This is a genomic window from Nocardia sp. NPDC088792 (assembly GCF_044750615.1).
GTDB lineage: Bacteria > Actinomycetota > Actinomycetes > Mycobacteriales > Mycobacteriaceae > Nocardia.
In genome coordinates, this window is sequence record NZ_JBIVKC010000007.1 from 212,587 (window position 1) to 236,576 (window position 23,990).

A 23,990-nucleotide genomic window follows, 5' to 3' on the forward strand; every position below is an offset into this window, starting at 1 on the left:
CGCGAGCTCGGCAAGGTCCGGCCGCGGCCGGATTCCGCGTCGATCGAAAGGTTCCTCCCATGACCGCATCACTCACCCGTGCTCACACGACCAAACAGGCCGCCAAGCACCGCAAGGAATGCAAACGCAACCGCCGCGGCCTCTACGCGGCCGCCGCCTTCGCCTCGCTGGCCACCGCCATGGTGTCGACCGGCCACGCCGAGGCCCAGTTGCCCGCCCTGCCGCAACTGCCACCGACCGCGCCGCTGGTACCCGGGCTCGGCACGCAGCAGGCGGTCGGCAACCCGCAGACTCCGGATCTCGGCCTCCCGATCCCGGATCTGCCGATTCCGGACATGGGTAATGTGCTCGGCCCCGATCTGGGGTCCACCGCGCAGAACGTGATCGATCAGGCCGTGAACGCCTTCGGTAATCAAGCGGCCCCCGGGTACGGGCTGGCACCGCAGAATGCCGCGCCCGCGCCGGGGATGCCGGCGCCCACCCGGACCGTCGGCGCGGCGCCGACCGCCGGTGATTCTTCCGCGCCCGGCGGCGACTTCTCCGGACTGCTCGGGCCGGTAGGCGCACCGGTCAATGAAATCGCTTCCGTCGCAGCGCAAGTGGTGGGATCCGGACTGGATCTGTCCAAGCTGGCGGGCTGGGTCGACACCGCATTCCCGTCGGGACCGCTGCGGCAGCCGGTCGAGGACCTGCTGAGCTTCGTCAATCAGGCGGTCGAGGCGGCGGGCACCCGGCGCGACGGGTCCGGCGATCCGATCGCCGAACTGATCAACCGCGGCCGCGCGCTCTTCGGCTTCCCCGTGGACGGCACCGAGGGGTCGCAGGGGCTGCGTGAGGTGCTGCAACCGTTGCTGGGCAATACGATCGGCGACGGCGATCCGCTGCAGCATCTCGCCGAAACCCTGCGCAACCTCACCTCGAACCCGGCTTCCGGGCTGGATGCGCTGGGTGCGGCCGTGATGGGCTTCGCCGCACCGGCGCTGGGCGGGCTCGCGCCCATGCTCGGCTTCCTGACCCCGGTGCTCGGGTTCATGCAGGATCCGGCGGCCGCTTTCGCGCCGATGCTGCACGACCTGCGAGACCTGATCACCGGCAACGGTGTTCGCCGGGATGCGGCGCTGCCGTTGCTGGCCCTGCCCATCGTGGGTCTGTTCGCGATCGTGCCGCTGTTGTTCGCAGGTGCGCTGGCGATCGGCGCGATCGGTATAGGCGCGATCGTGGTATTGGCGGCAATCGTGTTGGCGCCCTTCATTATCGGTGCGCTGATCATCGGCGGGCTCATCCTGGCGGTGCTCGCGATTCCGGTGCTCATCGTGCTCGCCATCATCGCTATTCCGGTGCTGCTCATCGCGCTGCCGGTGCTGTTCGTGGCCTTCCAGGTGCTGGCGCCGGTACTGCTGGTGGCGGGGATCGTCACCCTTGCGCTCATCGTGGCCGGTGGGGTCGCGCTGGCGGCCGTGCTGCTGGGCGTCGGAATCACCGGTGTCGCGGGCATTTTCGTCGCGTTGCTCGCGGCGGGGCTGGTGGGGTCGATCCTGGTGCCGTTCCTGGGCTTCTTCATCGCGCCGGTCGTATTCACGGCGGCGCTGGGCTTCCTGGTGTTCGGCTTGCTGACCGTGGCCGCGGCCGTATTCGGCACGCTGGGCGTCGCCGGGCTGGTTGCGCTGGCGTTGTTCGCGGCCATGGTGGTGGCGTCGTTCTTCACGCCGTTCGGGCTGATCAGCCTGCCCATTCTGGCGGTGCTGGGGTTGGCCGGCGTGATCGTGCTCGGTGCGATGGCGCTGGGGTCCGGGATCGCGCTCGGCGCGGTGCTGCTGGCCGGGCTGATCTCGCTGTCCGTGGTCGCCTCGGCGGCCGTGATCGGGCTGCTGGCACTGTCCCTGGCGGCGCTCGCCATCAAACTCGCTGCCGCCGTGGTGCTCTGGTTCGGCGCGGCCGCGGCCACGCTGATTCTGGCCGCGGCCGGCGTCATCGCCACCGTCGTGGCCGCGGGCATGGGGCTGATCGCCACCGCCGCACTGGTTTTCGCGATTCCGATCCTCGGCCCGCTGCTGGCGCCCGTGCTGCTGGCGGTGCTCGTCGGACTGCCCGTCGCGCTCGGGCTGCTGTTCCTGTTCACCGCGGTGGGCGCGTCCGGATTCCTGGTCGCCCTCTGCACCACCCTGATCCTGGTACTCGGCGTCACCTGGGCCTCGGGCACCGTGATCGCGGGCGGCCTGCTGATGTTGTTGATGCCGTACACGATTCCGTTCGTGCTGCCCGCGCTCATCGCGTTCGCCGCGATCGCGGCAGCGGCCGTCATGGGTCTGGTCGCGCTGAACTTCACCTTCACCCTGCTGCCGTTCATCGTGCTCATGGCGGGCATGATCGCGCTGGCGGTCGCCGCGGTCGCAGTGGTGGCCGTGGGCGGGCTGGCGATCAATGTGCTCAGCTTCGCCATGCTGACCGTGACACTGCTCGGGCTGATTCTCATCAACCCGCCGCTCGCCTTGCTGGCCTTGCCTTTGCTGCTCGCGGCACAGTTGTTCATCGTGCTGGGCGGCATCGCGGGCACGGGCATTGTCGCCGGTCTGCTCGGCGGGCTGGTCGCCGTGCTGACCGTGGCCAGCGGTATTCCGGTGGCGCTCGCGGCGCTGCTCATCATCGGCTCGTTCGTCTACGCGGCCAGCCTGTTCCCGCCGTTCCTGCTGGTCGCCATCCCGATCGCGATCGTCGCCACCCTCGCGGTGTTCCCGGTGATCGGCGCCGTGATCCTCGCCGGACTCGCACTGCTCGGGGCGGTGGGCATGGCGGGCACGGTGATCGCGCTGGCCGTGGCCCTCGCGGCGGTGGTGGCCATGCTGCCGGTCGGCGTCGCCGCGCTGGCGGTGGCCATCGTGTTCAGCCTGCCGTTCCTGATCGTGGGTCCCTTCGCCCCGATCCTGTCGACCGCACTGTCGCCGATCATCGCCCTGGCGCTGGCGGCGATCTGGGCACCGTTCGCGGTGGCCGGACTGACCGTAGCGGGCGCCGCGCTGGCCGTAATGGCCTTGGGCCTCTTCGGAATTCCGCTCTTCGCCCTGGTGCTCGCCGGTGGCCTGTGGTTCGCCGTCAAGGGCATCGTGATCGCCGCGTGGCTGGTGTCCATGGTCATCGACTTCTCCGCCCCGGTGATCCTGGGCGTACTGGCGGCCCTGGCCCTCGCCCTCATCGCGGCCGCACTGGCGGCCCTTGCCGCAGCGGTCATTCCGATCCTGGCCCTGGCCGCTCTCGGTGCGCTCGCCGCGGCGGCCGCCCCGGTGGTCGCCATCGGCGCAGCAATCGTGGCGGTCTTCGGCCTGCCGCTGCTGGCGCTCGGCGTCCCGCTGGCCATCGTGGGCCTGATCGCCCTGGCGCTGCTCCCCCTCATCCTGCTGGCAATTCCGGTGGGGCTCTTCGCCGCCGCGATCGGCCTGCCGGTCCTGGCGGCTCTTGCCGCCGGCGCCGGACTGGCCGTGGGCATCGTGGGCACCCTCGCGGCCGTGGCCGGTATCGCCGCCGTGGTCGTGGGTGGCGCAATCGCACTGGGCGTCGCCGGAGTGGTAGCGGCCGGCATTGCCGTGGCCGCGGGCCTGGCGATCGCGGCGGCGGTAGCGGTTGCCGCAGCAATAGCCGTCGCGGTAGCGATCGCAGGCGCAATCGCACTCGGCGTAGCGGCCCTGGCCGCCGCAGCAGTGGCAGCGGGCGTCGCGCTCGCGATCGCAGCCGGCATAGCAGTGGCTGCCACCGTAGTTGTCGGTGGCGCAATCGCATTGGGCCTTGCTGCCGTAGTTGCCGCGGGTATCGCCGTTGCCGTCGGACTCGCGATCGCGGCCGCAGTGGCGGTAGCCGCCGCGGTGGCCGTGGCCGGGGCAATCGCGCTGGGCGTCGCGGCGCTCGCGACTGCGGTGGCTGTTGGTGGCGCGGTCGCTGTCGGGGTGCCGTTGCTGTTCGGTGGGGTGGCGTTGAGTGTGGGGCTGCCCTTGGCGGCGTTGGCGCTGCTGGCCCTGGTGGCGTTGGTGCTGTTGCCGTTGCTGGTGTTGCTGGATCCGGGTTTCCGGTCGTATTTGATCTCCGCTATTCGCTCGGCGATGAGTGGGGCGACCGGGGGTGGGGCGGCGGCTACCGGAACGCAGTTCCTGGACAACATCACCGATACGGCGAGCCTGGATCAGGTGCTCGCCTCGCTGGCGGGGCTCATGGGTCCCGTGGCGTCGAATACCCCGGCCGCCGCGGCCGTGGCGCATGCCGACATTCCGTTGGTGGGCGCCGATGCCGCGGATGGCCTGCGGGACAGCGATACTCGCCAGTTGGTCGAGGTCGGTGTCTGAGCAGTATCGAAATCCCTTCCCATCCAATCCCTTTCATTTCGAGGGTGAACATCCAGTGAAGGAGCTCGTCATGAACACCGAACCGACCGACCAGACCATCCCGTTCGACCCCTTCGACCCGTCCCTGCACCTGGAATACCTGTACGGCCCGCAGTGGCGGACCGTGGTGTCCATCGTGGAACGCGCCGCGCAGCTCACCGCCGAGGAGCGGGAAAAGATGAACGCCGAGGCGGGCAAGCAGATGCAGGCCGGGATGGCCGCCTTCACCGGCGGCGGTGGCGGGCTCGCGGGCCTGCTGTCGAGCCTGGGCCAGCAGCAGCAGACCGATCCGCAGCCACTGCAGATCGCGACCGAGACGGCCAAGGAATTCGGCCGCACCCGCAATGTGCAGACCGCCGGAATGGTGGCGGGCCAGGCGGTCTCGGCCACCCCGGCGGCGACCGGCGCCGATGTCACCGCACTGCTGCAGTCGCTGGGCTCGATCGGCACGCTGACCGTGGTGAGCCAGGCCGTCACCGCGGCGGTGCTGAGCGATCTGGTCGGCCGCGGCCGCTTCACCCAGGACGTCTACGACGCCCTGCTGCGGCCCTGGACCGACGTCATCTCCTGATCCGCTCCGGCACCAGATCCGTTCCGACGCAGAGGAGTTCGCCATGAAGGAAACACAATTCATGACTGGCGGCACCGGTGCGAGCACCGTGGATCCGATCGGCGGCCTGCTCGATACCCGTTCCGCCCCAGTGGCTTTCGGATACTACGAGGAGAACGCCGCCGACGCCGCGACCATCGCGCACAACCATCGCCGCATCCGCGGCCGGGTGGGCTGGTGGAACCGGCATCGGCGGATCCGGCTCGGTGTCGGGATGGCGCTGGTGGCGAATCTGGGATTCCTGCCCGCGGTGCAGGATGCCGTGCTGACGGGGCTGGCCCATGTCGCGTAGCACGGGACGGCAGGTGGCGGCGGTCATCGTAGGTTGCGCGATGACCGTCGCCGCCCTGGCCGGTTGCACGAAGCAACCGGACGCCGCCGCCCCGCCCGACCCGGACACCGCCGATTGCAGCACCGGCGGCCGCGCCGCCGGCGGCCTGCAGGACACCTTCAAGTCGCTGTCCGATCAGCTGAACGGCATCGGCCCCGCCTCCGACCGCGGCGATACCGCCGAGGTGGAACGCCGGGTGCAGGAGGCGGCACGCCTGTCGGCGACCATCGACACCCGGTTCGGCGCCGCGACGGATACGATGACATCGCCGCTGTCCCGCCGGGCATTCACGGCCGTCGCCGACGCCGGCACCGCACTGCACGACGCATTGACGCACCTCGCGCAGGCCATCGACGGCACCGCCCCCACCGCGGACACCGTCGAATCGGTCCAGCGGTCCTTGCACGCACTCGACACATCGGTGGAGGGAATGCGGTTGTCCTGCTCAACGGTTTTCGCTGATTCGACCGTCTCGCCGCGGCCCGGCACGGGACCCGGCCCGGCCTTCGGGCCGCCGAGCCGGGCCGGTGCGCATCCGGCTCCGGCGAGCGCGCCACTATCCGGCACGGACGGCCGGTAGGGACGGACAGTTGCCGGAGTCCGAACTGGATCGGCTTCCCCGCCAGGCGGATTCGCCCGGCGGAGTGGAAGCGGGCGGCCCGGACGCCCGCGCCGTCTTCGCGGCGCGGCTGACGGCCCTGTTCGCGGCGGCCCGCGAAGCCACGGTGAAATCCGTGATCCGCGCGGCCAATACCCGGCTGCGGCCCGGCTGCACGCCGATCACGGCGCAGCGGATCAGCGACTGGCGCCGCGGTAATCGCACGCCCGCCGCCTTCGAATCGGTGCTGCCGGTGCTGGAGGTGCTGATCCGGGAGGTGAGCGCCCGGCCGCCGGATGCGCGGCTGGACGCCAGCCTGCTGGATCTCAAACGCTGGCGGGCGGATTGGCAGGCGGCCCGGACGACCACCGAGTCCCCGGTGAACCGCGGGCGCACGCCCTACCACGGCCTGGGGTCCTGCCGGCCGGAAGAAGCCGACCTGTTCTTCGGCCGGAAGGATGCGCTGCAGCGACTGTGGGATCTGATCATCGCCGCGGAGTCCGGACCGGATCCGGCGCTGGTGGTGCTGTGCGGCGCACGGGGACTCGGCAAGTCGTCGCTGCTGTCGGCGGGACTGCTCGGGAATCCGGGTCCGCGCGCACCGATCCGGGTGACGCCGCACGATGATCTGGAGGCGGCGCTGGAGGCGGCGCCGCACGGACATCGGCTCCTGGTGGTGGACCGGGTCGAGCGGTTGTTCAGCAAGGGCACCCCCGAGGAGACCCAGCGTTTCCTGGAACGGCTGACGGAATTGGCCGCGCCGCGGGCCGAACCGCGCACCACCGTCGTCATCTCCTGCGACAGTGCGTATCTCACCGAACTCACCCGGCAGCCGGCGCTGGCCGCGACCCTGCGCAAGCCGACCATGCTGCTGGAGCCCATGACGGCGGCCGAACTGCGCGAGGTGATCACGCGCCCGGCGGCGGCGGTCGGCCTGAAGGTGGAGGACAGCTTGGTCGAGGTGCTGCTGCACGATCTGGCCGTCTTCGATCCGCACAGCCCGATCCGGCTGCCGATGCTGTCGTATGTGCTCTCCCAGACCTGGGTGCACCGCACCGGCAGCACCCTCACCCTGGACGCCTACCGCGAATCCGGCGGGGTCGAGGGCGCTTTCGCCAAGGGCTGCGAGTTGATCTGGGATCGGCTCGACGAGCGGGACCGGGTGGCGACCCGGCACGTGTTGGTGGCGCTCACCTTCATCGGGCCGACCGCCGCACAGCGCGACCGTATCTCCCCCGATCTGCTGATCCAGGAGTCCGAGGATCCGGCGGCCACCGCCGCCGTGATCGCCTGGCTCACCCGCGCGCAGTTCCTGGTGCGGCGCAAGGACCGGATCGAGCTGGTGCACGATCTCATGCTCACCGCCTGGCCGCGCATGACCGAATGGCTCAGCGAGGAACGGGAATTCGCCGCGCTGCGCCCGCGCATCGAGGCCGATGCGCGGGAGTGGTCGCGGCAGGGCCGCCCGCCGCGGCTGCTGTATCGGCGGGCCCGGCTCGACGATGCCATGGCCTGGTTGCGGCGCACCGGTACGCCGAACCGGCCGGCGCGCGAATTCCTGTCCGAGGCCATGGCCCGGCACCGCCGCCGCCTGCTACGCCGCCGCCTGCTCCAGGTGGTGATCGCGGTGCTGGTGGCGATCGCGGTGGTGCTGGCCGTGGCGCTGTTCGTGGCGCGCGCCTCGACCACTGAGGAGCGGCGCGGCGCCTCGGTGAGCGAGCAGACGGCCTCGGGTGATCAGCTTTCGATGCCGGTCGCCCGGACCGCGACCCCGGCCTTGTCCTCGCGCCCGTAGATCAGGTGCTGCTGCGCGAAGGTCCACGCGTTCTGGGTGACGAAGTACAGCAGGATGGCGACCGGCATGACCGGCCCGAAGACCAGCACACCCAGCGGAAACACCCACTGCGACAGCATGTTCATGATCCTCGTCTGCTGGGCCGCCGCGTCGTTCGCGGGCTTCGGCTGCCGCGCCACCGAGGCCCGCGCGGTGAAATGGGTGGCCACGGCGGCAATGATCATGAGCGGAATCGCCACCACCGCAACCGATCCCAGTGAGCCACCCGCCGTGGCGAGGGTCGCGCTCAAGTGCACCCCGAACAACTTGGCGTCGAGGAACGACTGCACCTGCGTGGTCGAGAACACGTAGTTGGCGACGTGCGGGTTCTTGAACGAACGCAGCACGTGGTAGAGCCCGATGAACACCAGCGACTGCCCCACCAGCGGCAGGCAGCCGAGCAGGACATTGAACCCCTTCTCCTGCTGGAGTTTCTGTATCTCGGCGGCCTGCTTCTCCCGGTCACCGGCATGCTTGCGCTGGATCTCCTTGATCTCGGGCTGTATTTCGGCCATGGTCCGCTGGAAGCGCAACTGCGCCATGAACGGCCGGATGAGCAGGGCGCGCAAGGTCATGACGAGGAACACGATGGCGAGCACCCAGGCGAGCCCGCTGCCCGCCCCGAGTACCGAGGAGAAGGCCGTGTGCCACAACCACAGCACGGCGGACACGGGGTAATAGATGAAATCGAGCATGGCAGGACACCTCACTGCGAGGCACCCGCGTGCCCTTGCGGCGACCGTCAGGTGTGGTCGCGGCTGACGAAGGCATTACCGCGGGTGGTGCGAACGGGAACAGTCGTCTGCCCGGCCGATGCCGCAGAGGGCACGGTCAGGCGAGGACTGCTCCCGGCGCGCGCGGGCGCGGACGGCCCGCAGTGTCGGGATTGCTCTGCCGCAGGAAGGCGCCGCGCCGGCGGCGGCTCGCCGATTCGGGCGGCCCGTAAGTCGCGGTGACCGGCGGCACCGCCCGCGCGGTGACCAGGGTCGCGGCGAGCGTGGCGATCAGCACGGCCGCACCGAGCACCAGTAGTGAGTTGGGTTGCGCGGCAGCCAGATACAGCACCGCCCACGCGGACACCACGAGCGCGCACAGCAGCAGCGCCGTCGATCGAATCCGCGTCATCACGGATCCGAGCGTACCGGTGCGCTCGACCGCACGCGAACGGCGTGTTACTCGGTCACCAGGCGGCGAATGATCATGGGCTCGCCGAGAATCCCGTCGAGGACGCCGGCGACGTGCTCGAAGTGCGGGGTGCGGAAGTGTTCCTCGAGCGCCTCGGCGCTGGTCCACTCCTCCACGATGACCATGTGCGCCGGATCGTTCGGGTTGGCGAAGGGCTGGTAGGCGAGGCAGCCCGGTTCGGTGAGGGACGGCTCGATCATCGATTCCAGTGCGGTCCGCAGCCGGTCCTCGTGCCCTTCGGCGGCGCGGAGTTCGGCGACGACGTGCAGCGACATGAGTGCTCCTGATTTCTCTCCGGATGCCGGATCCGTTCCGGCCTCGTTCACCACTGTCGTGTGTCGCGCAGCCGGTAAACAGAGCCGGGCGATCCTGGGCACGCCGCGACCAGGCTCCGGACCGGCCCGGACCGGATACTGGTCACATGACCTTGGACCGGCGTGCCGAACTCGGCGAATTCCTGCGCTCCCGCCGCGCCCGGCTGCGACCCGAGGAGGTGGGCCTGATCGATCACGGCGCCCGCCGCCGCGTACCGGGTCTGCGCCGCGAGGAGCTGGCCCTGCTGGCCGGGGTCAGCGTCGACCACTACGTACGCCTGGAACAGGGCCGCACCCTGCACTTCTCCGAGTCCGTACTGGATGCCGTGGCGCGCGCACTGCGACTGAACCCGATCGAACGCGATCACCTCTACCGCCTGGCCCGCCCCTGGTCCGGTGCGGAACCCGCCGCCGCGCAACAGGTCCGGCCCGGCCTGAAACGGCTGCTCGACGCCGCCACCGAGGTCCCCGCCTACATCGTCGGGCGCGGCACGAATGTGCTCGCGTGGAACCGCCTGGCGGCCGCCCTCATCACCGATTTCGGCGCGCTGCCGCCCGCGGAACGCAATAAGGCCCGCCTGGTCTTCCTGGACGAGGGCATGCGCGAACTCTACGAGGACTGGCCCGCCAAGGCCGCCGACGTGGTCGCCTACCTCCGCCTGGACGCCGCCCGCAACCCCGCTGACACCGCGATCGCCACCCTCATCGACGACCTGCACCGAACCAGCCCGGAATTCCGCGCCCTGTGGGAACAGCACGAACTCAAGGACAAAACCCACGGCCGCTACGCCTACCTGCACCCGGTGGTCGGCCGCATCGACCTGGGTTTCGAAACCCTCCGCCTCCCGGACGACCCGGACCAGGCCCTCATCGCCTACACGGTCGAACCGGACTCGGCGAGCGCGAACGCACTGCGATTGCTCGCCAATTGGGCCGCGCAGTCCGAGGTCACCCCCTGCGTCGACCGCAGCCCGATCTGACCTCCCGATCCTGGGCCCTGCCGAACGTGTCGAGGCTCATGCCTCCAGCTTGTCGAGCTGTAACAGGTCATCGGGGGACGCGACGCGAACCGAAATCATGGGATCGAGGGAGATGCCCCGCGGCAGTCCCGGACCGAGTTCGATCACGTAGCGAATGCCCAGGCGGGCCAGCTGTGTGACCAACGGAGCCACGGCTATCGGAGTTATCTCGTTGTATAGGAACGAATCCCGTACCTCCTCGACAGTGGACACCAAGCCGGTGCGCTCGGCAGAGCAGAGCGGCAGTTTCGGGGGATGAAAGGTCATTGCAGTGACATACGGGCGTATGAAGTCGACAACATGTTGTTGCAAGGGTGTGTGGAAGGCGCCGGAATAGCCGGGCAGGATTCGAACAGCCTCGGGTGGCGCTTCGGCCGCGAGTTGTTCCAGCGCGTCCAGGTATCCAGCCAGCACCAACACCTGGCGAGTTCCGTCGAAGACAGGACCGTGATCGACAGACAGATAGACACCGGGCCGATTCTCGTAGTACTCAGCACGGTTCGCTCTGCCGTCCAGAACCGCCACGGCCATCCCCTGCGTCGGAGCAGTCGGCGGGAGAGGCGGAGCGAGCCGTTGATGGTGGACCAACTCGAATAGTTCGCGGCGTTCGGCTGCGCCCGCCAGACAGGCTGCGATCATGGCTCCAAGGCTTGCTCCACCGACTGCGTCCGGCTGGCGGCCGCGTGCCGCCAGGCTGTCGTGAATGCCGAACACCAGCGCTGCCTGCGTGACCCTACCGACGGTGCCCTGGCCGTGCGATAGACGGGTGTCATTGCCGCCCGCGAGCTTTCCTTCGTAGAGCTCGGGGATGGACAGACCGGTCCAAGTGGCGGCCTGCGCGAACGAAGCGGCCACATAAGAGTCGCGCGAACAGAACTCCTCGACCATGGTGGGGTTCAGGACGACGAGGCCGCCTATCAGAAATCCAAGGGTCACAACATCTCCTCGGTGATCGTCGATGCACCCATCACATGTGGGCGCCGCCATCGACACGGATCTCGGTTCCGGTTATGAAGGCGCTGTCCGGCGAGGCGAGCGTGACGATGATGCGGGCGACAGCGGCGGGCGCGCCGAGCGCGCCACCACCCAGCACCGGGCGCAGCCTGGTCAGCAATGTCCGATCGATATCGGCCGGAAACGGCGGGGCTACAGTCATTTTCGCATCGATGCCACCAGGTAGGACGCAGACCGCACGCAGGCCGCGGTTGGCGTATTCGAGAGCTATGGTGCGGGTGAAAGCCTGCACTCCACCTTTACTCGCCGCATACGCCGCCATATACGGGCTTGCAGCGGACGCGGCGGTAGAGCCGATGTTCACAACTACCGGCTCCCGGCCTCCCAGCAAAGCAGGTAACGCGGCACGGGTGGTCAGAAACGTCCCGGTGAGATTAGTGGCGATGGTCTCGTGCCAGGATTCCAGGCTGGCCTCGTGAGTGTGCGCGCCGAAAAACACGCCCGCGGAGTTCACCAGCACATCGAGGCCACCCATTCCCGAAATCGCCTCCGCGAAAACCGCTTGCACCGCACGCGGGTCCGACACGTCGAGGACCATGGTGCGAAGTCTCGCATCGTTGCCGGAGTGTTCCGCGAGGGCCGCGGTCTCCTTCAAACCCTCGGCGCCGCGGCCTGCAGCCACCACGTCGGCCCCCTCTGCGAGCAGATGCAAGGTGGTAGCGCGACCGATGCCCGCACCGGCGCCGGTCACTACCACTCGCCGGCCGTCGAATCCGATCACGACGCGAGCTCCTCCACTCGGCTCAGACGCACCGGCAACTCGGCCAATTCCCACACCGCCGAGCCATCGCGCCAGGCGACATCCTCCGGCGTGATGGCGAGTTCGGTCCGCGGGCACATCCGGAGGAGCGCGCTCAGCCCCACCTCAAGTTCCATCCGGGCGATCTGCGATCCGATGCAGAAATGTGCTGCATGCCCGAACGTCAAGTGAGTCTTTCCAGTTCGGTCCAAGCGAATTTCTTCCGGCTCCGGGAAGATGGCTGGATCGAAATTGGCCGCGCCGACGGCGGGCAGCACGTATTCCCCCGGCACCATGGCGACGCCGGCGAGGGTGACAGGTTCGCACACCTGCCAAGGAATCGCCTCGCCACCCGCAATCGCAGTGGTGCGCAACAGCTCCTCGGTCGCAGAGGAGAGCAGCTCAGGATGCTCTACCAGCGTGTGCCACAAGTCCTTGCGCGACAGCAGACGCAACACCAGCTTGCTCAGCATGTGGGCCGTGGTTTCGAAACCGCCCATGACGAGGGCGAATACAATGGTCGCGATCTCGCGCGTATCGAGCTCGTCGGAGCGGGCAGCGAAGGCCGAGACCAGATCCTGGCCGGGCTCACGACGGCGCCGCCGGATCAAAGCGACGATGTACTTCCCTGCGTCCTTCGCGGCCACTCCGATGGACTCGGGATCGGAGCCCTCGGCGGCGCCGGTGAGCAGTGCCGTCACCCAGGCGACCAGTGTGTCCCGGTCCTCGACAGGTATCCCGAGCAGTTCACACAGCACTTGTACCGCAAAGGGTTTCGCCACCAGAGACACGTAATCACCGCCGCCGGTGCGGATCATGGAGTTCAGAAGCTCGGTCATGATGGCCTCCGCGCGAATCTGCAGAGCAGCCATGCGATCCGGGCCGAGTTCCCGTTGGATGGCCCGGCGTAGCTTCAGGTGCACTTCGTCGTCTTGGCCACCTATGGCGCCGGCCAGCAGCAGTCCGGCGGTGAGCCGGGGCGCGGCCTCGTCGGACATGCCCGCGCGGGTGAACGCCTTACTCGAATACACAGTGCGGGCGTCGGCCCATCCGGTGACCACCCAGCACGGAGCACCGTGCGGTAGTTGTAGTTTCGCAATGCCACCGGACGCCTCGACCAGCGCGAGCACCGGGTCGAGATCAAGGCTGCGGGGAGTGTCGGAGGGGTAGTGGAAGATCGGGCATTCGGACATGTCGGCTCCTATCCCCGCGCCCAGGTGACGGGTAGCGTCATGACTCCGCCGGAGAGCTGGTGTCTCCGTGGTTCCAGAGCTTCCGGGTCGCCATCGATACGCAGCTCGGGCAGAAGTCCGAAGATATTCCCGAACACAGCCTTCAGTTCGAGCCGGGCCAATGCCGCACCGACACAGTAGTGCGGGCCGTACCCGAAGGACATATGCGGGTTCTCGCTGCGAGCCGGGCAGAAGGATTCCGGGTCGGCGAAAACACTCGGGTCCACGTTCGCGTCGTCGAGATCCAGAATGACGAGATCACCCTCGCGAATGACGACGTCCCCCAGATATATATCGGCGCGGGCATAACGGGGCACCCCCGCAATTCGGCGCTGCACCGGGTGCGGGAACCGGAGGATCTCCTCTACGGCGTGTTCCAGGACCTTCGGGTCGGTCAGTCTCAACCGGTCGATGGGATGAGTGAGCAGCAGATACAGACCCCGGTCGATCAGGGTGACGGTATTGATCTGGCCCGCGAAGCGCAGTCCAGCGGCCATACCGATCACAAGATCACGGCCGCACAGTTCCGGCTCCTGATCACTGAATCGGAGCATGTCGGTGAGGATATCCTCGCCCGGATGCTTCGACTTCTCCTCGACCAGGTCGTTCATCAATGCTTTGAGCTCGTAATCGGCCGCAGCGGAACGCGCCGGATTCGTGAGATCCACAGAGGCGTCGGACCATTCGCGCACCGCTGCCCGGGCATCGGCTGGAATGCCGAGCAGTTCGCTGATCACATGGGCGGACAGAGGTTCTGCGAGTGCACTCCGGATTTCGGCCGGCGGTCCGGCCCGGCGCATGTCCTGGATGAGTTCGCGGACGATGGCATTCACTTGGGGCTCCATGCCTCGCATACGACGCGGCGAGAACGAGGTCGCGACCATGCGGCGGATCAGATCGTCAGGCGGCGGAGGTCCTCCTTGGTTCACCTGTTTGAACTGGAGAATCTCGGCAGTGGTGAAGCGAGGCGGGTCGAGGACATCCGGGTGTGGGAAGCGGTTGATCCGTTCGTCGGTCAGCAGCTTCTTGACTGTCGCATAGTCACGAATGATCCACGCCGGGGCACCGGCGGGCGAGGTGCCAAGCTCGATGAGCGGGCCGACGATATCGGTCTGCGGTCCCATATCAGACTCCGATGTGGCGTCGGTCGCGGTTATAGATGTTGAGATCGAAATCCACTCCGACGGTGACAGATTCGGCACGGCCCGTGGCAGCGCGGACGAAAGTTACAGGATCGGCAATGATTACAGGGCCACCGCCATTGATCACATACCGCGGCAACCCGGTCAGTTCCAGGGTGAGCGGCTCGAACTCGAGCCGCTCGAGCTCGACTGCCAGCCACTGCGCGGCAAGCTCCCATTGCCGCTGCCCGAGCGAAGCGCGGCCGAGGGCGGTGTCGATATCATCGGTGTGCACGCACAGTTCGTGGGCGAGAGTGAGGACACCGGTCGAGAAGGCTTGCCCCGGAACACCTTCCACCGGAGCTGTCCACACTGTGTCCGGAAGCGAACGCAGGTGGGTACCCATCCGATCCGCCGCATCGGACAGAGCTTTCGCCGACGCGGCGGCACTCCACTCCAGGTAAGCCGCCGCCTGCTCGTCGGGGGTTCGACTGCCGATGGTGAAGGCCAGGATATCGTCGGCAGTTCCGACGACGTGACCGACGACGTGACGCACTGCCCACCCATCGCAGGCAGTGGTCGCACTGAGATCGGCTTCAGACAGGCCGTGCACCATGGTGGCGAAGGTCTTGAACTCCTCGACTACCGTTGCGATGACGCGCTCTCGAGTCCAGAGGTGGATGTCGGTCATTTCACTGCCTCATGTCTGTCACTGGAACCGGAAAGGGAATTCGCACTGCCACGGTGGGTATCGGCCCAGTTGTCCTTTGCCGCGGAAACATCGAGGGCGGCCGCTCCACGAGCGACCGCGCTGACTACACAGACGCCGAAGCTGCCGTCGCGGTCGTACATGGTGGCGGCGCCGGCCGCCAAACCGCCCACGGACGAGTGGTTGTCGGCCTCGATGCCGATCTCGGCACTCGATGGGTTGCGGGACAACACCATCGTGAAATCGTGGTTGATGAATCCGATGCCCTTATCGCCCCAACTGGTCAGGGTGTTGGCCAGTTCGCCGACGCTGGCCGCGCGTACGAAGGGCGAGGACGGCTCACCGGCGAACAGGTCGGCCTGATAAATCCACAGCCGTTTGCGGCTGGCGTTCTGGTGTTCGGACATCACAGTGCTCCACCCCTCGGGATGCGCGTCGCTGCCCCAGTGAATTGCGGGCTCTGATGGTGTCGAAATATCCTGTGGTCGTGGATATTCCGGTGACGCCCGTGGTTGCCACCGAGTACCGGCTGGTTGCGCGGTAAGGCGAACCAGCACCGCGGTGGCGCGAGCCACCGGCACGCCGCCCTGCTCGACCCACGCATCGGCGATGCGCACGGTGCGGCCATCGCGCACCTGCCGTGTGCGTACGGAGAGGGGACCGAACTTCGGCTGCCGGAACAGGTCGATGGTGAACCGTGCCGGTACGAGACCGGGTCCGCCATGCTCGGATTCGATGCCGTACGCACCCAGACCAGCGACCGCCGCCCCGTTTATCGCGTGTGCCGACCATTGGCTGGCAGCGTGTGGAAGAGGCGCGAAACCCTCGATGGTTCGTTCGAAGAATGCCATACTCGTTTTCCGATAGATGTTGCACAACAGTCGTCCGTCATGAATTCGACGTGATCTCCGACAGGAGAAATATGCGTAATTCTCGCTCACCCGCGCGCTCGGCATTCACCGCGCGGTCGGGCCAGTCCTCGAGCAACTCGCGCCAAACGGTTTCTCGTTCATCACCGGTCAGATGTCGGGCATGAACTTCAGCGGTTCGGCCGCCCTCCATGATATGGGCCCGAGGATTGGCGAGGAGATTGGCCGACCACGCCGGCCGGGTCGGTTGACCCCAGTTGGAATCGATGATCACGTAATCGGTACCGCGAGGTACATAGGCCAGGCATGTGGAACGCAATAGGCCGGTCTTGCACCCGGTAGTGGTCAGTACAATATTGGGGAGACCGGCAAGTGTAAGAAGACCCAGACGACCCTGCGATCTAGTCTGAAGGAATAGATCGACCATCGCCAACTTCTTCCCCACATCAATGAACCAGTTACGATCACCGAACAGCCTGAAAACCATGGATTTTGATTCCGTGACCATCGATCCTCCGATCAGACACCACAGTTGGAATCCGTATAGAACTGCCGCGACCAGTTCCGGAATTGTACGATTCCGCCCTCGCCGTCACACAACACGCTCGGCTGTTCCCCTCGATTGAATTCCACTCGGCTCGGCAGTGCCCGGTAGATTTTCTTCTCCCAGATGGGGATGTCGCGCTCGAAATCTTCCCAGGTGGCCTGGACAATCTTGGCGTTCATCGCAGCATCGGCATGAGCATCACCAAAGCCCCTGGTCCGCTGGGCGACGGTGGCCTCAACCAGATCGCCGTCGACCGGCGTGCGGCAGATCTGAAGCTGGCGTTTCAGCTCGACACCGTTGTTCTGATCAACCAGTTGAATGTTGGTCAACCCCATACCGATATTCTCGAAGTGTCCAGTCACATGCACACCGCCGGACGGGCCACCTGGAAAGTCGTAGGTGCCGGTCGTGACGCCGACTATCCGATGGCCAGCGATATCGAATTCAAAAGTCGGGATATCGACAGCATTGTGAAAGACGGGCTGATGCGCCACATCGGGCGCGTTCTCCACGATATCCTGAATATGAGTGCGGATCTGCCAGCCCTTTCGCACAAATGGCGTCCAGCGATCGTTGTCACCTACATCGAAGCCTGTCACCTCCCATTCCGGCTGACGACCGGATTCATCCCAGTAGATCAAGATCACACCGTCGAATTCACGGACCGGATAGGTGCGCAGGCTCGCAGCAGATGGAATCTTGGCCGAATATGGAATATGCACACAGTGACCGGATTCCCCGAAACGCCATGCATGGAACGGACATATGAGGTAACCGCCTTCCAGCCTGCCGTCAGCAAGATCGGCACCCAGGTGCGGACAATAAGCGTCGGCAACAATTACATGTCCCGCGGTCGCCCGATAGGCGATGAGATCCTTACCCAAGTAATGTAGACGGCTTATCTTTCCCGGCATCACATCGATCGAGTCAGCAACTCGATACCAGCTCGCCGGATAAGGCTGCATAGGGAATCTGATAATTGAAATGTTCCCCTCCTCCCAATGGATCCGACTCTAGAACCAGTTCCAGAATGGAATCAAGATCTCGGCGCGGTCAGTAGTTGCCAGGTTCGGTGCCGAGTGAGTCCGGTTGCTGCCAACCCGTTGTACTCGTTGGGGAGAGGGGCTAGCTTGCGGCAATGGCATTGAATGTCGCAGACCTGTTCGAGCATGCCGTGGACGCTGTTCCGGAGCGTACGGCTCTTATCTGCGGAGACCGCGAGGTCACCTATCGGGAGTTGGAGGAGCGTGCCAACCGGCTCGCACATCACTTGGCGGCCAACGGGATCGAGCCTGGTGATCATGTCGGGATCTATGCGCGGAATGTGATCGAGACCGTCGAAACGATGCTGGCGGTCTACAAGTTGCGGGCGGTGTCCGTCGCGGTCAACTACCGCTACGTCGTCGACGAATTGCGGTACCTGTTCGATAATGCGGATCTGGTCGCGCTGGTGCACGAGCGCCAATACAGCAACAAGGTCGCCGCCGCCGTGGACGCGGTACCCAAGCTGCGGCACACGGTAGCGATCGAGGACGGCAGCGATATCGCCTACAGCGGAGTCGAATACGAACAGGCCCTCATAGATCAGCCGCCGGTGCGGGATTTCGCGCCGCGCAGCCCCGACGATGTCTACATCGTCTATACCGGCGGCACCACCGGGTTCCCCAAGGGCGTAATGTGGCGCCACGAGGACGTCTGGCGCGTCTTCGGCGGCGGAATCGACTTCGTCACAGGCGAATACGCCGCCGGCGAATGGCAACAGTCACAACAAGCCGCAGCCGGCACCGGCGTAGTCCGTCTCACCATCTCCCCACTGATCCACGGCGCAGCCCAGTGGGCGGTGCTCGGCGCCCTGTTCGTCGGAAACACCGTCGTCCTGGTCCCGACCTTCGACTCCGAACAGATCTGGAATCTGGTGCAGCAGCACCGAATCGTCGCCATGGCCATCACCGGCGACGCCATGGGCCGCCCCCTGCTCGACGCCTACCGCCGCGGCGATCACGACGCCAGTTCCCTGCGCACCATGAACAGTCACGCCGCCTTGTTCTCGCAGTCGGTGAAACAGGAATTCCTGTCGATATTCCCCGAGCTGCTCATCACCGACGCCATCGGCTCGTCCGAAAGTGGATTCACCGGACTGGGCAGGGTCACAACAGATTCCGATCATTCTCAAGGCCCGCGGGTCAACTTCAGTACCCAGGCAATCCTCATCGACGACAACGGCAAACCGCTCTCTCCCGCCCCCGGTGTAGTCGGGCGAGTCGCACGAACAGGCCACCTACCCCTCGGGTACTACAACGACCCTGTCAAGAGCGCCTCCATCTTCCACGAAATCGACGGCACCCGCTATGTCCTCGCGGGCGACTACGCACGCTACGAAGAGGACGGCACCGTAACCTTGCTGGGGCGAGGCTCGGAATGCATCAACACCGGTGGTGAGAAGGTATTTCCGGAGGAAGTCGAGACCGCCCTCAAGGCCCATCCCGACGTCTTCGACGCCTTGGTGATCGGCCTGCCCGATGACCGCTACGGACAGCGAGTCGGCGCGATCATCCAGCCCCGCACCGATGCCGCAGTCGACATCGCAGTCCTCGACGCACATCTGCGCAATCGCCTCGCCGGCTACAAGACTCCGCGCAGCTATTGGATCGTGGCCGAAATCCAGCGACAGACAACGGGAAAGGCGAACTATCCCTGGGCCAAGCGGTTCGCTGCCGAGCACCCCGACGCAGTACTGATCCCGCGCTGAGCTCAGCGTCGCAGTGGCCGGCATCGGTGTCAGCTTTTTGCCAATTGTCGGCCGCGACTTCCGTTGGCATGAGCGATAACCGGTTCTAGTTTGAGCACATGGCTTTCAATGTTGCAGACCTCTTCGAACATGCGGTGGACGCCGTGCCCGACCGCACCGCCGTCATCTGCAGAGATCGCCGGGTGACCTACCGTGAACTCGACGAGCGAGCCAACCAGCTGGCCCACCACCTGGCGTCACGGGGGATCGGTAAGGGCGATCACGTGGGCGTGTACTCACGCAACTCCATCGAGGCCCTCGAAGCGATGATCGCCACCTACAAACTGCGCGCGGTCTCGGTCAGCGTGAACTACCGATACGTGGCCGAGGAAGTCCGCTACATCGCGGACAATGCCGACCTGAAAGCCCTTGTACACGAACGCGCCTACAGCGATATCGTGGCCGAGGTCGCACCGTCCACCCCGCAGTTGACCGACATCATCGTGGTCGAGGACGGCACCGATGGCGACTACTCACGCTACAAGGGCGTCTCTTATGACCAGGCACGCGCCGGACAGTCCACCGCACGCGACTTCGAGGAACGACGCTCCGACGACCTCTACATCCTCTACACCGGCGGAACCACAGGGTTCCCGAAGGGCGTCATGTGGACGCACGAGGACGTGTGGCGCACCTTGGGCGGCGGCATCAACCACGTCACCGGCGAATACGTCGCCGATGAATGGGAGTTGGCCAACAACGCCAAGGCCGCACCCAACGGCATTGTGATGGCCCCGCTTTCACCGCTCATCCACGGCGCAGCCCAGTGGGCGGCGTTCCTCACCTTGAACTCGGGCGGCACCGTCGTATTCGTGCCCCAGTTCGACGCCGACGAGGTGTGGCGGACCGTCGAACGCGAGCAGGTCAATGTACTCACCGTCGTCGGTGACGCCATGGCCAAGCCCCTGCTGGACGCCTACCGCAAGCACACCTACGACGTGTCCTCGCTGTGGGCATTCAGCAGCCACGCCGCACTGTTCTCCCAGGCGCTCAAACAGCAATACCTCGAACTGTTCCCGAACCTGTTCATCACCGACGTGATCGGATCCTCGGAAAGCGGCAGCACCGGACTGGCCGTGGTCAGCAAGGATTCCGATCACTCCCAAGGCCCGCGAGTCAAATACAACGCACAGGCCGCACTCATCGACGACGACGGAAAACTGGTGGAGCCCAAGCCCGGTGCGGTCGGCCGGATGGCGCGCAGAGGGCACGTGCCGCTCGGGTACTACAAGGACCCGGCGAAGACCCGGACCATTTTCGTCGAGGTCGACGGCGTGCGGTACGTGGTGCCCGGCGACTATGCACGTTACGAGGACGATGGCACGGTCACCCTGCTCGGGCGTGGATCGGAATGCATCAATACCGGTGGCGAGAAAGTCTTCCCCGAAGAGGTCGAGGGCGCACTGAAATCGCATCCGGATGTGTTCGACGCCTTGGTCATCGGCATAAAGGATGAGCGATTCGGGAATTCCGTTGCGGCACTGGTGCAGCCGCGCGACAACGGCAAACTCGACCTCTCCGCCCTCGACCTGCATGTGCGCACCAAGATCGCCGGATACAAAGCGCCGCGCAACTATTGGATCGTCGAGCAGATGATGCGCCAGCCCAGCGGTAAGGCCAACTACCCCGCTGCGAAGAAGCACGCCGCCGAGAACGCCGACATGATGCGCTCGCCGCGGTGACGGGTTCGCGCGGATGCCTGGCCAGTAGCTCACAACCACTTTCAGGTATCCGCGCGATCTCCCTCCCTCAGCAGACCGAGTTCGGCGGCGCGTGCACCGAGCTGGAAGCGGGTCGTGACATTCAGCCGGACCATGGCGTCGGCAACATAGCGGCGATACGTGCGTGTGGAAATCGAAAGCCGACGTGCCGCAACCTCATCGGTGACGCCGGCATTGAGGAAACGCAGGGCCGCGACGGCCATCTCGTCGAATCCATGGTCACGCAACGCGATATGGTCGCGCAACGGGAGCGCGGTCTCCCACGTCTGCATGGCGAATTGATGAATTGCGCCGAGGAGGGTTGATTCGGTGGCAAAGTACGCTCTCGGCTGCCCGTTCACGCGCGTCCACACCACAGCGAGACGGTTGTCGATGACCAGAGTGTTGTGAAACTCGCTGCCAGTGACACGGATTCGATCGCTGAACGATTCGTCATTCAGCAGTTCCTCCAGATCGTGGTGGTCGGCATAATGCGACGACGCCAAGACCTGGACCTGCTTCCCCTCTCCGATCAACTCCCGCACGAGGGCATCCCCAGCTAGATACTCCCGGCGTGCCCGGATCGGGTCCGAAATCGCAATCACAACCCCCTCACGCACCCCACGCAGACGCTGCTGCAGCGTCTCACCCCAGTCCTCCTCGGGTGTCACCCGCGTGACATCGCCGGCCTCGCCGATCCCGCTGCCGGGATGATCAATCCGGGACAGAGCCGAGTCCAGCAATTCTCTCGACCGAACCAGCAACGCTGCAACGTCCTCGACCACAGCACCCCTCCAAAACAAGGTATCCACTCCCCCGAAGAGCTCAATACCTAAGGTACACAACAGATTCCGACAGAACAAGAACGTGTTCTATCCAAACGATTCCGTCGGTGCCGTATCACCGTGAATCGATAACCGCAGGGAGTCCACATATGACCACTTTTCGGCGCCGATTGACCGCGGGAGAGTCAGCGACCGTCCGATCCGGGACCAGCCCCATCTTCGCCGTACTCGGTGGACGAGGCACTGCCGAGCCCGCGCTGCTGGCGCGAGCGTGGGAGTTGCTCGCTCTGGAACATCCCATCCTTCGCAGTCGAATCGTCGAAGACGACAGCGAATACGTCGTCACGATCGACGACGCGGCCCCGCCGCTTACCGAACCTCCCTCCGATGACGGCAGGCTCGACAAGATCATTCACCGCCGATGGAATGTCGGCGACCCGGTTGCGCAGGCGATCCTCGTGCAGGACGGCAACACCTGCATGATCATCGTCGCGCTCCATCACGCACTGGCCGATGGCCGCTTGACGGTCACGCTGCTGCACAAACTCGCGCGCTACTACACACTCATGACCGAGGGCAATCCGCCTCGGCCGATCCCGAGGCAGTTCTTCGAATTGCCATTGGAACAGCGACTGGCGCAATTTCGCAACTCTGCCTGGGCTGAGCAACCAAGCCCCGCAATCGGCGTCAGGCGCCTGCCCCGCCCAGAAGCAAGTGCTCGGGAGTCAGCTGAGTTCGAGATTCAGAACCTGAGATTCAGCCAAGCGGAAACCACCCGGGTCGAAGCGATCGCGAGAAAATGGCGAATCTCGGTCAACAGCCTGCTGAGCGCGAGTGCGCTTGCTGCTTTGCGGAGCTTGTTCGATCCTCCGCACCAGATTCCGCTCGGCATCGGTTACCCGATCGACCTGCGCAACAGAATCCATCCGCCACTGCCTCCTGAAGCCGAACTCTGCTGTGTCGCCGCTTGGAGTGTCATCCTCCCGCTGGCCGCCCAGTTCGACGTCATCGAATGCTCCGGAACGATCCAGGAGGTGCTGGACAAAGCCATCGCCACAGAGGCACCACAGAGTGCGATGGCACACGGTGTCTCCGATACCTGGCGTACGAACTCGATCAGCATGTCGAACCTGGGGCGTCTCGAACTCCCACCGGCTCCCACCGGCCTCACATTCGAGAACACTCGGTTCATGGTGGCCAGTCCGGTGCCACACCCGGCAATCTTTGTGACCACTACAGCGGGGCGGCTGAACCTGGATGTGATCCACAACCGAGACATCGTCTCGGACCAAGACGGGAAGTGCCTGGTCGAGCGCATCGACCGAACAATTCGGACGCTGCCGAGTCTCTGACCTCCAGAACCTCTATTCAGTCGACCCGGCCACGCCGTCGGCGACCCCGTTGCGGTACTCACGGGTTGCGCCACTGACATCGCGTTCGGCGGCTCCTGCCTGCAAGTCAATGCGCGGCTGAACTACGACTGGGCGCGGGCGAACTTCCTTGACCTCGGCACGGTCGTGGCTCACAACGCACCGCTGCGCACGCTCACGGTCGATTTCGCTGGTCTGCTCCCGGCCGCGCCGTTCCGTCAGGGCTGCTGACGGCGTCAGGCGTCCACGCGCGTCCGCAGGACCGGTACGCCGTCGCCTTCGAGGTCGGCCAGTGCGGCGGGGCGGCCGACCATGGCCAGTGCCAAGGCTTCTCCGGGTCCGCGGACCAGCGGCCCGGTGCCGGTGGACCAGTCGGCGTCGGTGGCCTCCCAGCGCAGGCCTTTCAGGTATTTGCGGGGGTTGGCGTAGGGGTCGGGTTTCTCGAGTACGGCGACCAGTCGTTCGGCGGGGACCTTGCGCGGGTGGCCGAGGGGACGGCGAATGTCCTGCTGGTGCACGAACATATCGGACAGGGCCAGGCGCGGCAGGTAGTGCGAGAACCAGCCGCCGGGCCGGTCCAGCCGGTCCACCAGTTCGGCGGTCGGTAGTGCCCGGAATCGGTCGACGAGGGCCTGGTTGATCCGGTTCACGGATGGATTACGCAGGCCCAGCAGCACATACGAGCCGAGCGACACACTGTCGGCTTGCAGGTGGCCGATAACGTCGCGCACCTGCCAGCCTGTACACAGCGATGGTGTTTCCCATTCCGCTTCGGTGAGTGAGCGCAGCAGCTCTACCAGTTCACTGCGCTCGTCGTCGAGCATCCCCCGCACAGTCATACCGAAAGGCTAACCACTG

Annotated in this window: 22 protein-coding genes; 9 read left to right on the forward strand and 13 right to left on the reverse strand. The window is 65.9% G+C overall.

All coding sequences use genetic code 11. The features are described 5' to 3' along the window. Positions 1 to 59: 59 nt before the first annotated feature. From ACIP5Y_RS40935 to ACIP5Y_RS40955, 5 genes are all read left to right on the forward strand, one after another. A complete protein-coding gene (locus ACIP5Y_RS40935; protein ID WP_400358443.1) occupies positions 60 to 4,328 on the forward strand; it encodes a hypothetical protein in 4,269 nt (1,422 codons plus the stop codon). 70 nt (positions 4,329 to 4,398) lie between these two features. Further along, positions 4,399 to 4,938: a hypothetical protein gene (locus tag ACIP5Y_RS40940; protein WP_400358445.1), complete on the forward strand. Its 540-nt coding sequence runs from the start codon at positions 4,399 to 4,401 to the stop codon at positions 4,936 to 4,938. Between the two features lie 43 nt (positions 4,939 to 4,981). Further along, a complete protein-coding gene (locus ACIP5Y_RS40945; RefSeq protein WP_400358447.1) occupies positions 4,982 to 5,269 on the forward strand; it encodes a hypothetical protein in 288 nt (95 codons plus the stop codon). Between the two features lie 40 nt (positions 5,270 to 5,309). Continuing rightward, positions 5,310 to 5,888: a hypothetical protein gene (locus tag ACIP5Y_RS40950; protein WP_400358448.1), complete on the forward strand. Its 579-nt coding sequence runs from the start codon at positions 5,310 to 5,312 to the stop codon at positions 5,886 to 5,888. 10 nt (positions 5,889 to 5,898) lie between these two features. Next, positions 5,899 to 7,701 (forward strand): hypothetical protein, encoded by a 1,803-nt coding sequence (locus ACIP5Y_RS40955; protein WP_400358450.1) that lies wholly within the window; start codon positions 5,899 to 5,901, stop codon positions 7,699 to 7,701. Here ACIP5Y_RS40955 and yidC read toward each other — a convergent pair. The 3 genes from yidC to ACIP5Y_RS40970 all read right to left on the reverse strand — a co-directional run bounded on the left by yidC (position 7,644) and on the right by ACIP5Y_RS40970 (position 9,200). Beyond that, the gene (yidC, locus tag ACIP5Y_RS40960) at positions 7,644 to 8,435 is read right to left on the reverse strand and encodes a membrane protein insertase YidC (protein WP_400358452.1); all 792 of its coding nucleotides are present in this window, start codon (positions 8,433 to 8,435) and stop codon (positions 7,644 to 7,646) included. The two genes, ACIP5Y_RS40955 and yidC, sit on opposite strands and share 58 nt — an antisense overlap. 136 nt (positions 8,436 to 8,571) lie before the next feature. Continuing rightward, positions 8,572 to 8,865, reverse strand: a complete 294-nt coding sequence (locus ACIP5Y_RS40965) for a DUF6412 domain-containing protein (protein ID WP_400358979.1) — start codon at positions 8,863 to 8,865, stop codon at positions 8,572 to 8,574. Between the two features lie 47 nt (positions 8,866 to 8,912). Further along, the gene (locus ACIP5Y_RS40970) at positions 8,913 to 9,200 is read right to left on the reverse strand and encodes a putative quinol monooxygenase (protein ID WP_400358454.1); all 288 of its coding nucleotides are present in this window, start codon (positions 9,198 to 9,200) and stop codon (positions 8,913 to 8,915) included. Positions 9,201 to 9,346: 146 nt separating this feature from the next. On the opposite strand from ACIP5Y_RS40970, the gene ACIP5Y_RS40975 reads away from it, so the two are divergent. Further along, positions 9,347 to 10,219, forward strand: a complete 873-nt coding sequence (locus ACIP5Y_RS40975; RefSeq protein ID WP_400358456.1) for a helix-turn-helix transcriptional regulator — start codon at positions 9,347 to 9,349, stop codon at positions 10,217 to 10,219. 36 nt (positions 10,220 to 10,255) lie between these two features. Here the strand turns inward: ACIP5Y_RS40975 and ACIP5Y_RS40980 are convergent, their stop codons facing one another. The 8 genes from ACIP5Y_RS40980 to ACIP5Y_RS41015 form a co-directional block, all read right to left on the reverse strand. Beyond that, positions 10,256 to 11,146: a hypothetical protein gene (locus ACIP5Y_RS40980; protein ID WP_400358458.1), complete on the reverse strand. Its 891-nt coding sequence runs from the start codon at positions 11,144 to 11,146 to the stop codon at positions 10,256 to 10,258. Positions 11,147 to 11,225: 79 nt separating this feature from the next. Further along, the gene (locus ACIP5Y_RS40985; RefSeq protein WP_400358460.1) at positions 11,226 to 11,993 is read right to left on the reverse strand and encodes an SDR family NAD(P)-dependent oxidoreductase; all 768 of its coding nucleotides are present in this window, start codon (positions 11,991 to 11,993) and stop codon (positions 11,226 to 11,228) included. Continuing rightward, positions 11,990 to 13,009: a cytochrome P450 gene (locus ACIP5Y_RS40990; protein ID WP_400358462.1), complete on the reverse strand. Its 1,020-nt coding sequence runs from the start codon at positions 13,007 to 13,009 to the stop codon at positions 11,990 to 11,992. The genes ACIP5Y_RS40985 and ACIP5Y_RS40990 overlap by 4 nt, the downstream gene beginning before the upstream one ends. A 203-nt stretch (positions 13,010 to 13,212) precedes the next feature. Further along, complete coding sequence (locus ACIP5Y_RS40995; RefSeq protein ID WP_400358464.1) at positions 13,213 to 14,367, reverse strand: cytochrome P450; 1,155 nt, start codon at positions 14,365 to 14,367, stop codon at positions 13,213 to 13,215. A gap of 1 nt (position 14,368) precedes the next feature. Next, the gene (locus ACIP5Y_RS41000; protein WP_400358466.1) at positions 14,369 to 15,055 is read right to left on the reverse strand and encodes a maleylpyruvate isomerase family mycothiol-dependent enzyme; all 687 of its coding nucleotides are present in this window, start codon (positions 15,053 to 15,055) and stop codon (positions 14,369 to 14,371) included. Further along, entirely contained in the window at positions 15,052 to 15,924 is an 873-nt protein-coding gene (locus tag ACIP5Y_RS41005; protein ID WP_400358468.1) for an acyl-CoA thioesterase domain-containing protein, read from the reverse strand. The genes ACIP5Y_RS41000 and ACIP5Y_RS41005 overlap by 4 nt, the downstream gene beginning before the upstream one ends. Before the next feature lie 37 nt (positions 15,925 to 15,961). Continuing rightward, a complete protein-coding gene (locus ACIP5Y_RS41010; protein ID WP_400358470.1) occupies positions 15,962 to 16,450 on the reverse strand; it encodes a nitroreductase family deazaflavin-dependent oxidoreductase in 489 nt (162 codons plus the stop codon). An 11-nt stretch (positions 16,451 to 16,461) separates the two neighbouring features. Continuing rightward, entirely contained in the window at positions 16,462 to 17,454 is a 993-nt protein-coding gene (locus tag ACIP5Y_RS41015) for a Rieske 2Fe-2S domain-containing protein (RefSeq protein ID WP_400358472.1), read from the reverse strand. 173 nt (positions 17,455 to 17,627) lie between these two features. Here ACIP5Y_RS41015 and ACIP5Y_RS41020 point away from each other — a divergent pair, with 173 nt between their 5' ends. Together ACIP5Y_RS41020 and ACIP5Y_RS41025 are read left to right on the forward strand one after the other, a co-directional pair. After that, the gene (locus ACIP5Y_RS41020; protein ID WP_400358474.1) at positions 17,628 to 19,238 is read left to right on the forward strand and encodes an acyl-CoA synthetase; all 1,611 of its coding nucleotides are present in this window, start codon (positions 17,628 to 17,630) and stop codon (positions 19,236 to 19,238) included. Between the two features lie 98 nt (positions 19,239 to 19,336). Then, positions 19,337 to 20,959, forward strand: coding sequence for an acyl-CoA synthetase (locus tag ACIP5Y_RS41025; RefSeq protein ID WP_400358475.1), 1,623 nt, complete (start codon positions 19,337 to 19,339; stop codon positions 20,957 to 20,959). Between the two features lie 41 nt (positions 20,960 to 21,000). Here ACIP5Y_RS41025 and ACIP5Y_RS41030 read toward each other — a convergent pair whose 3' ends face one another. Further along, positions 21,001 to 21,762: a hypothetical protein gene (locus ACIP5Y_RS41030; protein ID WP_400358477.1), complete on the reverse strand. Its 762-nt coding sequence runs from the start codon at positions 21,760 to 21,762 to the stop codon at positions 21,001 to 21,003. A gap of 149 nt (positions 21,763 to 21,911) precedes the next feature. On the opposite strand from ACIP5Y_RS41030, the gene ACIP5Y_RS41035 reads away from it, so the two are divergent. Further along, positions 21,912 to 23,114: a condensation domain-containing protein gene (locus ACIP5Y_RS41035; protein WP_400358478.1), complete on the forward strand. Its 1,203-nt coding sequence runs from the start codon at positions 21,912 to 21,914 to the stop codon at positions 23,112 to 23,114. Between the two features lie 254 nt (positions 23,115 to 23,368). Here ACIP5Y_RS41035 and ACIP5Y_RS41040 read toward each other — a convergent pair whose 3' ends face one another. Continuing rightward, positions 23,369 to 23,971 (reverse strand): maleylpyruvate isomerase family mycothiol-dependent enzyme, encoded by a 603-nt coding sequence (locus ACIP5Y_RS41040; protein ID WP_400358479.1) that lies wholly within the window; start codon positions 23,969 to 23,971, stop codon positions 23,369 to 23,371. Positions 23,972 to 23,990 lie beyond the last annotated feature (19 nt).

Excerpts from the sequence above, each read along its gene's own strand:
- ACIP5Y_RS40935 (WP_400358443.1), top strand. The coding sequence starts at position 60 with ATGACCGCATCACTCACCCGTGCTCACACGACCAAACAGGCCGCCAAG.
- ACIP5Y_RS40940 (WP_400358445.1), top strand. The coding sequence starts at position 4,399 with ATGAACACCGAACCGACCGACCAGACCATCCCGTTCGACCCCTTCGAC.
- ACIP5Y_RS40945 (WP_400358447.1), top strand. The coding sequence starts at position 4,982 with ATGAAGGAAACACAATTCATGACTGGCGGCACCGGTGCGAGCACCGTG.
- ACIP5Y_RS40950 (WP_400358448.1), top strand. The coding sequence starts at position 5,310 with ATGACCGTCGCCGCCCTGGCCGGTTGCACGAAGCAACCGGACGCCGCC.
- yidC (WP_400358452.1), bottom strand. The coding sequence starts at position 8,435 with ATGCTCGATTTCATCTATTACCCCGTGTCCGCCGTGCTGTGGTTGTGG.
- ACIP5Y_RS40965 (WP_400358979.1), bottom strand. The coding sequence starts at position 8,865 with ATGACGCGGATTCGATCGACGGCGCTGCTGCTGTGCGCGCTCGTGGTG.
- ACIP5Y_RS40970 (WP_400358454.1), bottom strand. The coding sequence starts at position 9,200 with ATGTCGCTGCACGTCGTCGCCGAACTCCGCGCCGCCGAAGGGCACGAG.
- ACIP5Y_RS40975 (WP_400358456.1), top strand. The coding sequence starts at position 9,347 with ATGACCTTGGACCGGCGTGCCGAACTCGGCGAATTCCTGCGCTCCCGC.
- ACIP5Y_RS40980 (WP_400358458.1), bottom strand. The coding sequence starts at position 11,146 with ATGGTCGAGGAGTTCTGTTCGCGCGACTCTTATGTGGCCGCTTCGTTC.
- ACIP5Y_RS40990 (WP_400358462.1), bottom strand. The coding sequence starts at position 13,009 with ATGTCCGACGAGGCCGCGCCCCGGCTCACCGCCGGACTGCTGCTGGCC.
- ACIP5Y_RS40995 (WP_400358464.1), bottom strand. The coding sequence starts at position 14,367 with ATGGGACCGCAGACCGATATCGTCGGCCCGCTCATCGAGCTTGGCACC.
- ACIP5Y_RS41000 (WP_400358466.1), bottom strand. The coding sequence starts at position 15,055 with ATGACCGACATCCACCTCTGGACTCGAGAGCGCGTCATCGCAACGGTA.
- ACIP5Y_RS41005 (WP_400358468.1), bottom strand. The coding sequence starts at position 15,924 with ATGGCATTCTTCGAACGAACCATCGAGGGTTTCGCGCCTCTTCCACAC.
- ACIP5Y_RS41010 (WP_400358470.1), bottom strand. The coding sequence starts at position 16,450 with ATGGTCACGGAATCAAAATCCATGGTTTTCAGGCTGTTCGGTGATCGT.
- ACIP5Y_RS41015 (WP_400358472.1), bottom strand. The coding sequence starts at position 17,454 with ATGCAGCCTTATCCGGCGAGCTGGTATCGAGTTGCTGACTCGATCGAT.
- ACIP5Y_RS41020 (WP_400358474.1), top strand. The coding sequence starts at position 17,628 with ATGGCATTGAATGTCGCAGACCTGTTCGAGCATGCCGTGGACGCTGTT.
- ACIP5Y_RS41025 (WP_400358475.1), top strand. The coding sequence starts at position 19,337 with ATGGCTTTCAATGTTGCAGACCTCTTCGAACATGCGGTGGACGCCGTG.
- ACIP5Y_RS41035 (WP_400358478.1), top strand. The coding sequence starts at position 21,912 with ATGACCACTTTTCGGCGCCGATTGACCGCGGGAGAGTCAGCGACCGTC.
- ACIP5Y_RS41040 (WP_400358479.1), bottom strand. The coding sequence starts at position 23,971 with ATGACTGTGCGGGGGATGCTCGACGACGAGCGCAGTGAACTGGTAGAG.